Source organism: Rhodoferax antarcticus ANT.BR (assembly GCF_001938565.1).
Classification (GTDB): domain Bacteria; phylum Pseudomonadota; class Gammaproteobacteria; order Burkholderiales; family Burkholderiaceae_C; genus Rhodoferax; species Rhodoferax antarcticus.
Genome location: NZ_MSYM01000020.1, coordinates 121,251 through 134,625, shown reverse-complemented (window position 1 = coordinate 134,625; position 13,375 = coordinate 121,251). Strand labels below are relative to the sequence as shown.

The following is a 13,375-nucleotide window of genomic DNA, read 5'->3' as shown; positions in this document are numbered from 1 at the left end:
TATGAGAGCTGTATGGATGCCATCTTTTTATACAAGATTTTCACCAAATATTGAATATATTATTAAAGCTCTTCCAGATGTGGCAATCATGGAGGTTATTTTCCCTGAGTTGAGTATAGACAATAGATACGAACCTCATGTTGCAAAAGAATGTAATTTCACATTCATGAATGGCAATGTTCTAAATGTTCCTGGCTACATGCTTTGGAAATTTTTAGATTTAATTCCATCTGGTTTGGGATCAGAAGAAGCCGGATACTTGGATGAAAATATATTCACCAATGATTATGGTGAAAACTTGATGCAGCGAATCAGACTTGCATACCAGGCTGTGTTTATTGACACAATACCTGAAGGTTTACTACCCATTTGTCCAATTAAATTTGTATTGAACCTAAAAACAGGCAAGACTCAGGTTTCGTTGATGCCAAAACTATCTAAGAAATCAGAACAATATATTTCTTCTGCTTTTAGTGATTACGTTGATGAAGATTATTCATCAATACGGAAAAGTATTGCTGAATTTATTAAAAATGAAACATCAGAACCTCAGTTCGATATGGGGTTTGAGGACGCAGGAAATGGAACTTTAAGGCGCACCATAATTCGCAAACCTTGGCCCAATTTATTAACAATTACTTTTGCAGAGTTTCTGCGTTGTTTTTCTGTAAAAAAAAGCGATGATTGCCCGGCCCAAAAAACGCAGGGCGACTTGTTTTCTGAGGTTATATTGAATGCAAGTCGTGAACTCACTCCTGAATTTGTTAATTCGCTTCGAAATAAGGATTCTTTTTTTGAAATGGCAAATGAGATCGGATGCACTTCTGCCAAGCCAACAACCAAAACATTTTTGAAATACTTGGATGCGTCAGAGCATCGGTTCCTTATTTTTAATGTCTTGTGGTCGCATGTATATGCCAAGATTAAGAGCTTGAGTATTGAGGAAATTATCAACATACCTAACAGCGCAGCCTAAGTGACTTTTGGTGTTTACCTCAATTAAATTCTAAAAACTTATGAAAAAACTTCTCACGATCTTATTTGCGCTGGCCATGCTTTTGTCGGTATCTCAGGCCGGAGCTGCGGGTAGGCACCAGGCTGCAAAGAAGGAAAAACAGGTCAAAGAGTTGAAGCCCGCCAATCAAGGCAAGCAAAAAAATGACATCCCTTGAAACACCACCTTCAACAGAGAAGGTAAACCCGGTTCAAATCGCGGTCCCTGAGCACCTTGTCACGATTGACTCAGAGAGCACTCGGGACATCGACGACGCCATCGGCGTTGAACAGCTTGAGTCTGGTTTTCGTGTGGTCATCGCCATCACGGACCCGACCTGGTTGGTAAAGATTGGGAGCACCGAAGATGAGAACGCTAAGTTGCTGGGCGAGACGGTCTATGTGCGCGACAAGTCTGTTCGCAAAATGCTGCCCGCCGCCATCTCGGAATTCAGTGGCAGTTTGATCGAGGGTGCCGGTCGCAAGGTCTTCGTTTTTGAGGCGACTCTTGATGCGGCTTTGGAAGTCCAGTCGTTTAGGGTTGCGAGGCAGTTTATGACCGTGACAAACCGCCTGTCTTACGACGACATCCCCCGGATTCTGCAAGGCGAACCCTCATCCCTGCAAGGTGCTCTGAAGGCTGCGGCCTCGCTGGGGCACCAGTTACTCACCAAACGCCGCAAACGTGGCGCATTGGCCCTGTACGACCTGGCACGGCTGATCTACATGGACGATGAGGGCCGGTTGATCCAGTTGGCCCGCCAAGAGGAAGTGATCGGCAACATCATCGTGCAGGAGATGATGATTCTTGGAAATTCCCTTGTGGCTGGGTTCATGGTTGAAAACGAGATCCCCGGCATTTTCAGGAATCACAAGGCCAAGCCCGCCGCACCCCCGCCTGATGAGTTGTTCGCAACAATCACGACGTGGTTGGACAGTGGGACGATGGATGCAGAAAAAATCGAATCGACTTTTGCAGTGCTTTTGGGCAAGGCCTCTTACGGGGCGACGGTGACAGGTCACTATGCGCTCGCGTTACCGTTCTACGCTCATTTGACTTCGCCTTTGCGCCGGTATGCCGACATGGTGAACCTGCGCCAGTTACGTGCTTTTCTGAAGAAACTCCCATTCCCATACGGCAAGGATGATTTGCAGGTTTTGGCTGACACACTCAATGAAAAAGCCAAGGATCGCAAAGATAAGCGCACCAATGGGTTTAAGGAGGTTGTGAAGGCCCGTGCAGCTCGCGCCCTGGAACGAGGCTCGCTGGAGCAACTTGCCGATCACGAGATGGTGCAAGCCATCAAGATGGGTATTGCCTCTGGCAGTTTGCCTGATGTCCTGGTGGATGAGTTGGTGCGCCGGTTCGAGCAGGCCATCATCACGGACAAGATTGCAGACTGTCTTTTGCAAGAGGGAGGAACCAACTGGCCTGACTCGCTGAAAGTTGCATTCGCAGCTTGGGTTGTTGAAACACCCACGAAGGCGGTCAACCTGTTGACGCACGCCCGTCAAACCAATTTTTTGACCGATTTGGTGATCACTGCGCAAGGCGAGGGCACTGCGTTTGATGGTTCAGTCACGATTGAGCGGGCAGGGTCGGTGCCGGTATCCTTTGCTGGATCTGCCAATCGCAAGCGAGATGCGGAGCAGTCTGCGGCTGTCAAAGCTGTTCTCTCGCTTATTGATGCGGCTCTGCCTGAGTTGATCCCCACCGGGCAGATGGTGAGAGCGTCTGGAAACCCAAAGGGTGCATTGCTGGAACTGTGTCAGTCAAAGCAGTGGCCGATGCCTGGTTATGAGAGCAGCGGCAAAGGGCCATCGCATGCCATGGTGTTTCAGTCAAAAGTCAGCGTCGTGATTGATGGTGTTGTGCATACCGAAACTTTTTCTGGTGCGGCAAACAAGAAGGATGCTGAGGCCCAGGTTAGTGCGCTTTTGCTGGCCAAGCTGAAGCCCGTGCAGGCTAAGAAGCAAGATGCGCCCGTCAGAGCTGCAGTCGATCAATCGATTGACGCGAACCCCATTGGCACTTTGCAAGAGATGGCGCAACGCATGGGTATTGGTTCGCCTGGGTACAGCTTTGAGGTTTTGAGTGAGGTGCCACCCAAATTCCGTGCTACGGTGGCTGTCAAGGTGCCGGTGCCGGGCCGGTACACGGGCGAGGCGACGACGAAGCAGGAAGCCAAGAAGAATGCGGCAAAAAAAGCACTTTCGGCATCGAAATGGTCTTGATGCGCAAAGCAGTTCAAACTCAAAACAACAAACGATTGCGCGAGCTAGTCGCTGGGGCTGGCCTCAATCAGCCTGCCGCCCTTGAAATTTTCAACGCCGGGTTGGGCATCCGTGGCCTGAAAGAGTCAACCTGGAAGGGCTACTTTTGCGATCCTGAAACAACACGGTTTCGTGAATTCAAAGACGCTTTTTTGACCCGAGCAGAAGAGGTCTTTGGTCCGCTTCAAAAATAGTTTTTGCGCGTCATTGCTCTGTAGAACACCCATTTTCCAACCAACTCAGCTACACACCATGCCACTGAAGAAAACCTAACGGACAACTACAACAGCTTCACTTGCCGCAGTCCAAGTTAAAAATTTGATTTTGAAAACTTGAAAGCCAGACACCATTTCCATGTCTATGTCTATGTCTATGTCTATGTCTATGTCAGAATCGTACATTAAAGGTAAACCATGAAACTAATTAAAATTTTCGTCAACGTGTATGTGAACCCTGAAGCTGTTGGAGTGGTGAAGCTAGAAGTCAAATTTGAAAAGTGTATACGCACGACTAGCACAACAGTTTTTGATTTTAGCGGTCAAAATATATTAGCTCGACTATTAACGACTGTTAATACTGAAAGCAGTAATGAGGTTAAGGATGATAATTTAAGACACGAACAAGTAATTGTTGCATTAAAAAAAGAGACAGATGAAATGGATTTTAAAGCAGATCAAATCTAGCATTTTTTGTTATTTAAAATGCAGGTGGCGTGAACCTTGTTCTTAAAGATGGTGATTTGTAGTGGTTTTAGATAACGATTTCGTCCAAGTTAGCGAATGTGGTAACACTGTTTGGTGCCACGCACCGGACGGATCTACAGTCGGTCGGTTCTCGAAGCGCTTTGGGATGGATGTACACAACACTGTTTCTGATCAGATGCAAGACAAGCCTCAGTGTTTGCACTGCACGCATGAGAAGCCTTCACAGTCAGATTGGGTTGAGTTTTGCAAGCTGATGCTGGAGTATCACCAGGTCGTTGTCGATGAATCGATTTTGACAATCACACCCGACTGAGGCTGCTTTCAATGAGTCTAAAAATCAATTACGCGGTTCGCTGCGCAGCCACCAGCTACCAGAAGGGCAAGAACGCTGGCACCGGTGCCGCCATGAGTGCCTACAAGCAGATCGAAGCCCAGGAGCGTCAATGATGAGCAAGCCACAAAACACGGTCGTCGTTGGAGCAGCCAGCGCGGGCAAAACCACCTCCTTGCGGACCAGGGTCTGCGGCACGCTGTATGGCCGATCATCCACGGACACGCAGCCATCCATGCTGACACGCACCCGCCGAAACTCGGCATACTCGAAATCGCCGTTGGGCAGGGGTTGCATGGCGGGCAGGTCAAGCGCTTCAAAGGTGCTCCGGCGCGAACCGGGCAGTTTCTGAAACTTGCGTTGGTTAAGGTCCAGCAACAGTTCCTGAATGGCCTGGTTGAGGTCGTGTAGCTGATGAAAGACTCGCTTGCGCAATCGAAACAAGATCCATCGCTCTACCACCAGCACGCCGTTTTCCACCTTGCCTTTATCTTTCGGGGTTCGGGGGCGCGCCGGAATGATCGTCAGGCTGTAGTGGTCAGCCAGGCTTTGATAGGTGGCGTTGATGACCGGCTCGGTTCGGCTGGCATGAATCACAGCCGACTTGAGGTTGTCGCAGACGATGACTTTCGGTACCGCACCAAAAAACTCGAACATATTGGTATGGGCAGCGATCCAGTTGGGCAATTTCTGAGACCAGTGCGCTTCGGCATAGGTGTAGTTTGATGCACCCATCACCCCGACAAAAATCTGAGCCCGTCGGATTTCTCCGGTGGCCATGTCGATGACCGGCATGGTGGGACCTGCATAATCCACAAACACGCGTTCCCCGGCAACGTGGGTGAATCGCATATAACTTTTGAGTGTTTTGCACCACTGCCTGTAGCGTTCACAAAACTGACTGCGTTGCAAACCATCTGGATGGTCGGCGAGGTATTCAACGTGCAGTTGAATCAGGGTTGCCCCTTTGGCTTTCAGCTCTTGCTGGATATCGACCCAATTGGGCTCGACCTTGCGCTGGAAGCGGCCCGTTTGGGGTGGAAACAAGCGCGCTTCAAGCGCAGCATCGTCGGTGTCTGGCGGCAGTGGCCATACCAAACCGGCTGCGGTGGCTCTGGTAATGTGGTTGCTGACCGCTTCCCGTGACAATCCCAGGCTGCGGGCGATGGCCCGCTGACTGAGATCAGTTTCGTGAACAAGTCTGAGGACTTGCCTGATTTTTCGCATGGTGATTCTCCGATTCATCGTACTTGAACCGGTCAGCTTGGTTCCCGCCGACCGGCACCCTTCGTCGGCTGTGGCAACCACGACCTAGTCGTGTCAACCCCAGCAATGAGGAACAAGCAGGTGGCCGCCCACCGGTTGGTCGCAAGCGACTTGACGGCGGGTCGAGGGAAATGCACAATACGCACCGAAGTCCCCACTTCAATGACGTTATGAAACAGCCCGCAGTTGACGCTACGGGCTGTTTCGCTTTTCCCGGCCTCGATTTCAGTCAATCTATGGCATGGGTGGTATCTCCTTCTGGGTTGGAACTGGTCGCTGTCGCCGATTGGCTGACGGACCTCTGGGTTTGAAGCTGTAGCGTGTCGGCCACAACTCCCGGATTTCAAGCCCTACCACTTGGGCTATATGCTGTGCCACAGAGTAGGCAGTGATTCGATCATGAATGACATTGCCAACCACTGCCTGCGACACCCCGAGTTGTCGGGCAAGAAGGGTCTGGGTGTGACCTTTCGAAATCGTTGCGACGTATTCGAAATGAATGCGACGAAATAGCTCTAAAATTTGAAAACTTTAGGCCATCCTTGCATTGCACGGGTGGCCTTTCTGCTGGTCGATGCCGGAGCTAACAACAGGTCAGGCGCATTGGAGAGATCGCAGATCGCAAGAAAATTTCCCATTCGTCTCTGAATTCACAAGTCATTGATTTTGCTTGCGATTTCGATAATTTCACGTCCAGCCAGAGCAAAGGTGGGCACTACCGAAAGGGCTACACCCGCCAGGCTGTCGAGTCACTTTTGCCGCTGTTTTCCGGCACGAGTGGCGCGACACTGGACGGCCTGGAAGATGTTTTCAAGGCGGCTTTCGACATCGCGCAAAGCCAGATCGATACCGATCCTGCCTCACTGAAGATTCATGGGCCACAAGCCAAGGTCGCCGCCAACACCACGGACCTGACAAGGCTAAAAGATCAGAGAGAGGATTTGGCCAAGGTCATTGGTCGCATCGAATTTGCATAAAGTAGAACGCAGTCGCATCAAATGTTAGAAAAATCGGCGCAATGATTTAAAAATGCCTTAGCTAAGTCGTTGATTTATTGTTTTCGTTGTCGCAACTTATTCGAAAAATCACAGGAACTCTGTTGAGGTATGTTCCCGAAAAAATGCGCACTCAGGCTCTTTGCTTTCGCGCAATTTCCCAAAGTGGAAGCGCTTTGTACTGGACTCCAGAAATCTTTAAAACCGAGGCCGTGTGCGAGCTGGCGGTTTCGCGATACGGATTAGCCCTGGAATCCGTGCCTGTTGACATTAGGTCAGATTTGATCTGTCTGGTAGCAGTAGCTAATAACGGTAGTGCTTTGAAATATGTTAGCGAAGCTCAAAAGACGCTGCCAAATCTCTGCCTGGTCGCGGTAGCAAATGACGGCACTGCTTTGGAGTATGCGAGCGAAGCTCAAAAGACGCTGGAAATTTGCAGCGTTGCAGTTTCTTGAGTCAGGTGGGTAATTAAATTTGTCCCAGAGCCTTTGAAAGCAAAACTTGAGAATTTTTTGGCATTGCCAGAATACCTGGACAACGGGTACGAAATTGATATTGGGTAAATGGCAAAAAAGCTCGCAAGGGAGAGCCGAAACGAGCCAAGACGCTAACCGACGAACGGTAACATTTATTTGAATATTTATGAAAAATAAATAAAGTTATCGTTTAAATGATGTATAATACTTACATGCACTGGGAATTCTGATGCAGCAGGCGCCTCGCTGATACAGGGGTTGGAGGTTGAGAATGACATTTGTGACTGTGAACCGACTCCGGCTTGTTTTCAGCTACACGCACCCGCTTGGCGGCAGTTTCCAGGATGAGGTACTAAGCATCAATTTGCGCTGCCTGGTTGCGAGGACGCGCGACCAATGCGACGAAATCATGTCACGTGAGCATGAACAGGCTGGACAGGATGTGGTTTCTTTTTTGTGCAAGCCAAGCGAAGAAGCGGTTTCCGCCAAAATAGATTGGTACGTAGAAGACCTTGCTTACCATCACCGAAATATCGATGGAATTCTGGCAGTCATCAAAGTAGATCGCGTGCTTTGACAGCCCACCCAAAACGGGGCCAGCGCAGCCCAATTAAACGGTAACATTTATTTGAATATTTATGAAAAATAAATGAAGTTATCGCTTAAATGATGTATAATCAAGACATGGACGGGCAATAAAGCTTGTCACTAACGGTAGAAAGGATATTCAAAATGACGAAAACTCTTCCAGAAATCGGAGCCCGGATCCACATCTTTTATGAAGCTGGGTCCACCGTTGGCGCAGAAGTGAGGGAGGTCCATTCCGGCGGAAGTGGAATAGCGTGCATTGCTGCTTTTACTGACAGCGGCGTTTTAGAGCGTTTTTATCCATCACTTGGGGGCCGAATCAAGGCCTGGTATCCAGTTGTTTTCTGAAGCCGAAAAAGGCCCAGGACGACCGCTCAAAATCCTGAAGGCCGAATTAACCGAAACAGAGTTTGCTGCATTTGAAAATGTCGCTCGTTTGAGAGACGGTCCGACCAGGGCATTAATTTATGATGTTTTCGTCAATGCGACATCAACTGCAGACGCAGCCAGGGAGGTTGACATGCATCCCTCAAATGCCAGTTCAGCAGTGTCCAGAGCAAGAGCTACGCTTGAAAAAATACGCATTGCTGCTGGGACTTTAAAATAAAAAAGCCAACCCGGATCGAGTTTGGCTTTTTTGTTTTTTGGCTTGATTAAGACTGCTGACTGCTATGTTATTTGACGCCTGGCAATCGTCAATTCGGATATCGCAGATTCACATTTTTCCGGGCTCGGGATTACGCGGCACTCTAACTGATTTTTGGGCCATCGCGTGTGCTTGATTGCATTCCGGTTGCGTTGCGAGCAAAAACATGAAAGAGTGAACTGTCAGGCGATGAGCCAGCGACACCACAAAAAAGGGATTACGCGCACATTGCGCACCACACCACGCCAGGCGAAGCGCACACGGGAAGATTTTTGGCGCGAGCAAGCCGCGCAGCTCGAAGAAGCCATCAAGACCCGCGCTGATTGAGTTCCTTCGGACTCGCACCAGCGAGGAAATTGCCCCGCTTGCGGGGCAAGAGTTTGCCGCGTTCACGGCGCAGGCTCAAGCCGGGATCGTTGCCACCTTCCCATGCATCAACATCACGCAACAACAATGCAGAAGAGCCATCACAAATTAATGTGATGGCTTGGGTTAATAAAAGAACGTCAATTCGCGTGTGAGAGCGTGACCACATTTCCATAATCTGAAACAACATTAAAAGTTTCACCAGACAAAAGGCGATCATCGGTGCAGCGCAGTGGTGGTTTTCCAGCCATATCAACAAAGCGAGTCAAAGCAAGATCAAACGTTTCAAAAGATTGACGATCAGTACCATCGGTGTCCTGGGTCGTCACAATGTAGCCGGTCAAGCTTTTTGTTTCCAGACCAAACTCATTTGCAACAGATTCAACCGCAGACGCAATCGTTTGGCAACCTTCAATAATTTCGGTAATGTCTGAATCTGCCAAGCACTCAACAACAACATCCCATCCGTTCGAGTAATTAACGTTTGCATGGGCTTTAACAGCATCGATTAAAGTTTTAGTATCCGTTTGTCATCCTTTGTAAAGACTGAGCCAGGATTGGCGCAGCACTTCGAGGGATATGCGATCACAAGAAAAGAAGTATTTAACCGGGCAGTTCAATCGCGGCAAACCCGTTCAAGTGCTGTGTTTTTCGGCCAGAGTCATATTAATACATGACACTGCTGTTTTGCCGTCACTGATATTCGGCACAGACATTTCTACTTTACCTGTGTAGCGATCTTCCACGTTAATTCTGTAGGCCTTGAATATCCACGTATATAAATTATTTTGATACGCAGCAATACCTATGTTTCTCCACTGCAATCCAATGCATGATTTTTTCCAAGGCAAAACACCTTTAATGGCCCAAACGCCATTATCGTTGATAATGAGTTTGACTGAACGAATAAGAGCTATCTCGTAAATTATTGAAATTGTGCCAAATGCATAAACACCATAAATAGCAGATCCTAAATCTTTTTCATTTAGAAGGTAAAAAGCCCCAACCATAATCAAAATATAAAAAATAACTATTGGTAACACTGCAAAATATCCAACCCAAGCCAGTGCAAATGTTTTTTGGTCGGCTGATGGTTGGTTAATATCTACGAGGTTAGTTGATTCGTCGTTTGCCATGGTATTAACATCCTTTAATTACAAATTGTGTGTTGAAAATAATCTTCAAAATTTTCTACTCCAATAAAGATTTGCCAATCGTCCGCGACTGGTATAGGTGGGATCGTTGGCCTTGTCTTCCAACTCAAGGATTGGGTTTTTGCCAGTGACATAAACTTTGGTGGTGCCAGCCTCCTTGTTTGATGCGACTGACAGAACGTAGTCATCAACCAGGCCCACAAACGCACGATGCGCTTTCTTGGAGAATTCCTCGCTCTCGCCGTCACAAATGCGCTCCAAGAGGTCTTTGCCGGACAAGCCAGGTTCAAACCACGCCTCTCGCGCCAAAGACACCCCAATCAACCCCTCGTACTGAGCAGCCATGAGTTCGACGCGGGACGGTAGATCGTCTGCAGTCGATGGCATCGGGGGGAGAATCCATTCGCGCATCCAAAACTCAAGCATGAAGCGCAGGCGCAGAACATCAATTCTGATTTCATTGTCAATGCAGGCAACCGCATCCTGGAGATGCAAGCCGTCAATTGAGCGACAAAAGAAAAAGTCTATGGCGCGTTTTTGCTTCAAATTATTCTCATTGAATTCACCTTTCTGCAAGGTGTTGAACAGAATAGACGCATACCCGTATATCAGCAAGAAAGCGTCTTGTTCCGATCCCTCATCAAAGTCTTCGTGAGTTATATATATTTTTTCCGATTTCTTAATCGCTGTTCTGCTTCTTTTTCCAGAAGTTGTGCCTCTAGCGAACTGAATAATCGAGTTTTCGGTGTCAGTAAGCTCATGATCAAATCCCTGTGTGTGTCCAAAATGGTTCGAAAAGCCCATATCAGCAGATTGAACACCGGTGCTCCCAGGGCTAAAAGTATCCCCACCGCCAAAGTCCTCGTGGCTGAAATCATCAAAAGAATTGCAATCAAGACCGAAATCCCCGAAATCACCCGTATTGCTGTCTCCAATGTCTGTGCGTCCATTTGGGTTTTCTCCAATCAAAATGTTCAATTCTTTCTCCATTGTCTATTCTCCAATTCCTTCGAATGCATTTTCTGGAAGCGGCATCAACTCGGAATAGCCTTCTGCATTGACTTCCTTGGCCTTGGGTTGGTCTTTTGGTATATCTTTGTCCTTGCCCTTTGTTTCGCCCTTTGCTGGTCGCACTCGGGCTCTCTGAGCCTGCAGGATGTAATCGTCCACGTCCTTCATGGCATCAAAGGTCTTGATTCTTGCGATGTTGTCTTTCGCGTGATTGATCCTCAGTGGGCCAATGGCTCTTCTGATTTCAGGGGAAAGTTCAATCATAGGAACCCTGATGTTCCAAACCCGTGGTGACTTCAGAATGACGCACTCACCCGGTTGCAGCGACTTGATAACGTCCTGGTGGACAAACGGTTCGGCCTGTTCACGTTCACCTGTTCCGAAGTTGGCTGAGTCTGACAAAGCCTTGTTTGGGCCAATTTGCAGGGCTTGAGCAGATGCGGATACGCCAGATCCTGCACTGGTGCTTTTGAGCACTCGGGTTGTCTCGCCAATGAGTTCGCTGGCTTTCAATGCGGTGTCTTGTGAAGACAGACGGAAAAACACTTTCAATTCCGTATTCGCCAAAATTCGTTCAGCAAAGTCTTCACTGATATTAGTTAATCCAGAATCTGTTTGAATGGCTGGGAGCAGTGCCACCCGAGCAGATCGAGATTGCTCGAACATAATATTTAGAGCTTCAGTTGAGTAACTTGACATTTCATCTAGGAAGGCCAAGAAAGGTATTTTTGGTCGATCTTCTTTGTTGGTTTGAAGCCATGATATTGATGTTCTTAAATCTGCAACAACCATTTTCCCGAGATTCTGAGCTGCAACATCTTTACCCATGGTTGGGAGCGCAACATAAGTGATTTTGCTGTCCCTTATCGCTTCATACATTTTTACTTCTGGGTTGTATGAATTAAGCACCTGTCCAAAATTACCGCTGCCAAATTGTTGCATTCTGGCACCGATCCCGCCTAGCATTTCCTTGAGTCGTTTAAGGTCAACATTAAGTTTTGTGATTGTCCCGTCTAGGTTTTGATCTTTGGCATATTGTTCAAGGAAGATTGACAGATTCTTTCTTGCCATAGAGTTCGGGGCTAACTGATTGATCGTTTTCATCAAATTGTTAAGCACGCCCTCATTCATTGTTAGAAGTGCCAGATCCAGGAAGTTGAAAGCACGTCCCTTGATTCGATTGCTGTTGAGGTATTCCAGTGGGGTGTTGGTCTTTTTTGCTTCTTCTATCCATTGTTGGACCGTGGCCGGGGACTCTTCTTGAAGCGCGGATATAAAGACAACCAGCGCTAAATTGGAGGTCTGCTTGTAGTAGTCGGCACCGGCTGATGCTGTGGTGGATGGGATCAAGCTGATGATCCGCGAAGCTATTTCATCGGGTTCACCATACAGAATTGGGCTGTAGGTGTTGGACTTTTCTGGTTGGCCTGGGTTGATCACCTGGAAGTCTTTTCCGCGTCCGCAGTACACCGCGAATTCGTAGAGTTCTTGGATGTTGTCACTGTCGAGCTTACCGTCCACAAAAAGCAGGCCACCACCACGTTGAATTTGCTGAAACATCAACGATTTCCCAAAAACCGACTTACCCATACCGGTTTGACCCTCTATGAGTCCGTGCCTGCAAATGTCTTCGTCACTGATCGTGATCGGCGTTCCGTCATCCGTGGTGTACCCAAGAATCAGTCCATTGGATTCATTTGGCGGGTAGTCCATTGGGTCAGAGGATTCCACCTTGCAAGATGTGGGGATGACAAATCTGCTGCGTGACTTCTTGAGTATCGAATAAGTGAGGTGATACGCAGCAACTGCTGCAGCGAGCATGAGACTAAGTTCTGCGGCCAGTGTTCCGGGGATTTTGATTTGACCTACAACCGGGAACGTCAGTCCATGTGAGTAGCCTGCAATATAGCCCGACATTGGCGGAAAGGCGCTGATAAAACCAGCCGCGATTACCAACAAGCAAATAGTGTCCTTTGTGCCCCCAATGGGCTCGGATCGCAGAGCTTGGAAAATTTCATTCATTTGTGGCTCAATTGAAATGTGAGTACAGTTGGCGGGCTGTGCCACAGAAGACGGTCACTCCACCGCGACTAACGACACGTTTTTCTTTGGCTTTTGGTAGCCATATGACAGGACTTGTTTTGAGGTAATCGGATGCGGCGAGCACTTGGGCAATGTGCTTACGGGACACTTTGCTTGCATCCTGAATGGATTTGATTTCGATGTTGTAAGTCTCCCTGCGGGCTTTGAACACCACATCGATGTCGCCGCGACCGGGCAAGACCTGGTTCTTCATCACCTTGTCTTTGTCGATCCTTTCGAGATCCCGTATGGCTCTTTTTTCGACTTGTTGGCCATGAATGCGGGCAAACAAGGACTGAAGGTTCAGCACGATGACGAAGGAAGCTGATGCGCCAAGAACATAAAACTCATTTGTTTTACCGTTTTTGTACCAAAAAAACCATCCAGCAACCAAGATGACGAGCGAGTAGCCAGCCCAAACCAAGTTTGTTTTCCATGGCCTATGTGTCTTGGTAAATTTCGTTTTATTTGCGTTTGTCACGGTGTGTT

At 48.1% G+C, this 13,375-nt stretch carries 16 protein-coding genes; 9 read left to right on the top strand and 7 right to left on the bottom strand.

Annotated elements, in window-relative coordinates; translation table 11 throughout:
• The first annotated feature begins 1 nt into the window (after position 1).
• The 4 genes from BLL52_RS19370 to BLL52_RS19355 all read left to right on the top strand — a co-directional run bounded on the left by BLL52_RS19370 (position 2) and on the right by BLL52_RS19355 (position 3,950).
• Entirely contained in the window at positions 2 to 976 is a 975-nt protein-coding gene (locus tag BLL52_RS19370) for a hypothetical protein (RefSeq protein WP_139313508.1), read from the top strand.
• Between the two features lie 40 nt (positions 977 to 1,016).
• The gene (locus BLL52_RS20875; protein WP_158025720.1) at positions 1,017 to 1,172 is read left to right on the top strand and encodes a hypothetical protein; all 156 of its coding nucleotides are present in this window, start codon (positions 1,017 to 1,019) and stop codon (positions 1,170 to 1,172) included.
• The gene (locus BLL52_RS19365) at positions 1,159 to 3,228 is read left to right on the top strand and encodes an RNB domain-containing ribonuclease (RefSeq protein WP_075588267.1); all 2,070 of its coding nucleotides are present in this window, start codon (positions 1,159 to 1,161) and stop codon (positions 3,226 to 3,228) included. The genes BLL52_RS20875 and BLL52_RS19365 overlap by 14 nt, the downstream gene beginning before the upstream one ends.
• 452 nt (positions 3,229 to 3,680) lie before the next feature.
• On the top strand, positions 3,681 to 3,950 hold the full coding sequence (locus BLL52_RS19355; RefSeq protein WP_075588265.1) for a hypothetical protein: 270 nt from the start codon (positions 3,681 to 3,683) through the stop codon (positions 3,948 to 3,950).
• A gap of 358 nt (positions 3,951 to 4,308) precedes the next feature.
• Here the strand turns inward: BLL52_RS19355 and istA are convergent, their stop codons facing one another.
• Together istA and BLL52_RS22105 are read right to left on the bottom strand one after the other, a co-directional pair.
• The gene (gene istA / locus BLL52_RS19345; protein ID WP_075588263.1) at positions 4,309 to 5,529 is read right to left on the bottom strand and encodes an IS21 family transposase; all 1,221 of its coding nucleotides are present in this window, start codon (positions 5,527 to 5,529) and stop codon (positions 4,309 to 4,311) included.
• Positions 5,530 to 5,802: 273 nt separating this feature from the next.
• Positions 5,803 to 6,045, bottom strand: a complete 243-nt coding sequence (locus BLL52_RS22105) for a helix-turn-helix domain-containing protein (protein ID WP_420852642.1) — start codon at positions 6,043 to 6,045, stop codon at positions 5,803 to 5,805.
• A gap of 278 nt (positions 6,046 to 6,323) precedes the next feature.
• On the opposite strand from BLL52_RS22105, the gene BLL52_RS19335 reads away from it, so the two are divergent.
• The 5 genes from BLL52_RS19335 to BLL52_RS21145 all read left to right on the top strand — a co-directional run bounded on the left by BLL52_RS19335 (position 6,324) and on the right by BLL52_RS21145 (position 8,600).
• Entirely contained in the window at positions 6,324 to 6,545 is a 222-nt protein-coding gene (locus BLL52_RS19335; RefSeq protein ID WP_075588261.1) for a hypothetical protein, read from the top strand.
• 194 nt (positions 6,546 to 6,739) lie between these two features.
• Positions 6,740 to 7,018 carry a DUF4116 domain-containing protein gene (locus tag BLL52_RS20600; protein ID WP_139313507.1) on the top strand — a complete coding sequence of 93 codons (279 nt, stop codon included), beginning with the start codon at positions 6,740 to 6,742 and terminating at the stop codon, positions 7,016 to 7,018.
• A 292-nt stretch (positions 7,019 to 7,310) separates the two neighbouring features.
• A complete protein-coding gene (locus tag BLL52_RS20595; protein WP_139313506.1) occupies positions 7,311 to 7,616 on the top strand; it encodes a hypothetical protein in 306 nt (101 codons plus the stop codon).
• A 348-nt stretch (positions 7,617 to 7,964) separates the two neighbouring features.
• Complete coding sequence (locus BLL52_RS20590; RefSeq protein ID WP_139313505.1) at positions 7,965 to 8,234, top strand: hypothetical protein; 270 nt, start codon at positions 7,965 to 7,967, stop codon at positions 8,232 to 8,234.
• Between the two features lie 165 nt (positions 8,235 to 8,399).
• On the top strand, positions 8,400 to 8,600 hold the full coding sequence (locus BLL52_RS21145) for a hypothetical protein (RefSeq protein WP_206744504.1): 201 nt from the start codon (positions 8,400 to 8,402) through the stop codon (positions 8,598 to 8,600).
• Positions 8,601 to 8,779: 179 nt separating this feature from the next.
• On the opposite strand, the gene BLL52_RS19325 is transcribed toward BLL52_RS21145, so the two are convergent.
• The 5 genes from BLL52_RS19325 to BLL52_RS19305 all read right to left on the bottom strand — a co-directional run bounded on the left by BLL52_RS19325 (position 8,780) and on the right by BLL52_RS19305 (position 13,367).
• Complete coding sequence (locus BLL52_RS19325) at positions 8,780 to 9,082, bottom strand: hypothetical protein (RefSeq protein WP_075588259.1); 303 nt, start codon at positions 9,080 to 9,082, stop codon at positions 8,780 to 8,782.
• A 192-nt stretch (positions 9,083 to 9,274) separates the two neighbouring features.
• Positions 9,275 to 9,775, bottom strand: a complete 501-nt coding sequence (locus BLL52_RS19320; protein WP_075588258.1) for a hypothetical protein — start codon at positions 9,773 to 9,775, stop codon at positions 9,275 to 9,277.
• A 45-nt stretch (positions 9,776 to 9,820) separates the two neighbouring features.
• On the bottom strand, positions 9,821 to 10,771 hold the full coding sequence (locus tag BLL52_RS19315) for a hypothetical protein (protein ID WP_139313503.1): 951 nt from the start codon (positions 10,769 to 10,771) through the stop codon (positions 9,821 to 9,823).
• Positions 10,772 to 10,786: 15 nt separating this feature from the next.
• On the bottom strand, positions 10,787 to 12,826 hold the full coding sequence (locus BLL52_RS19310; RefSeq protein ID WP_075588256.1) for a type IV secretory system conjugative DNA transfer family protein: 2,040 nt from the start codon (positions 12,824 to 12,826) through the stop codon (positions 10,787 to 10,789).
• A 7-nt stretch (positions 12,827 to 12,833) separates the two neighbouring features.
• A complete protein-coding gene (locus BLL52_RS19305; RefSeq protein WP_139313502.1) occupies positions 12,834 to 13,367 on the bottom strand; it encodes a hypothetical protein in 534 nt (177 codons plus the stop codon).
• Positions 13,368 to 13,375 lie beyond the last annotated feature (8 nt).

What these genes read in the sequence shown, in the direction of transcription:
- BLL52_RS19370 (WP_139313508.1), top strand. Translation starts at nt 2, where the DNA reads ATGAGAGCTGTATGGATGCCATCTTTTTATACAAGATTTTCACCAAAT.
- BLL52_RS20875 (WP_158025720.1), top strand. Translation starts at nt 1,017, where the DNA reads ATGAAAAAACTTCTCACGATCTTATTTGCGCTGGCCATGCTTTTGTCG.
- BLL52_RS19365 (WP_075588267.1), top strand. Translation starts at nt 1,159, where the DNA reads ATGACATCCCTTGAAACACCACCTTCAACAGAGAAGGTAAACCCGGTT.
- BLL52_RS19355 (WP_075588265.1), top strand. Translation starts at nt 3,681, where the DNA reads ATGAAACTAATTAAAATTTTCGTCAACGTGTATGTGAACCCTGAAGCT.
- istA (WP_075588263.1), bottom strand. Translation starts at nt 5,529, where the DNA reads ATGCGAAAAATCAGGCAAGTCCTCAGACTTGTTCACGAAACTGATCTC.
- BLL52_RS20595 (WP_139313506.1), top strand. Translation starts at nt 7,311, where the DNA reads ATGACATTTGTGACTGTGAACCGACTCCGGCTTGTTTTCAGCTACACG.
- BLL52_RS19320 (WP_075588258.1), bottom strand. Translation starts at nt 9,775, where the DNA reads ATGGCAAACGACGAATCAACTAACCTCGTAGATATTAACCAACCATCA.
- BLL52_RS19310 (WP_075588256.1), bottom strand. Translation starts at nt 12,826, where the DNA reads ATGAATGAAATTTTCCAAGCTCTGCGATCCGAGCCCATTGGGGGCACA.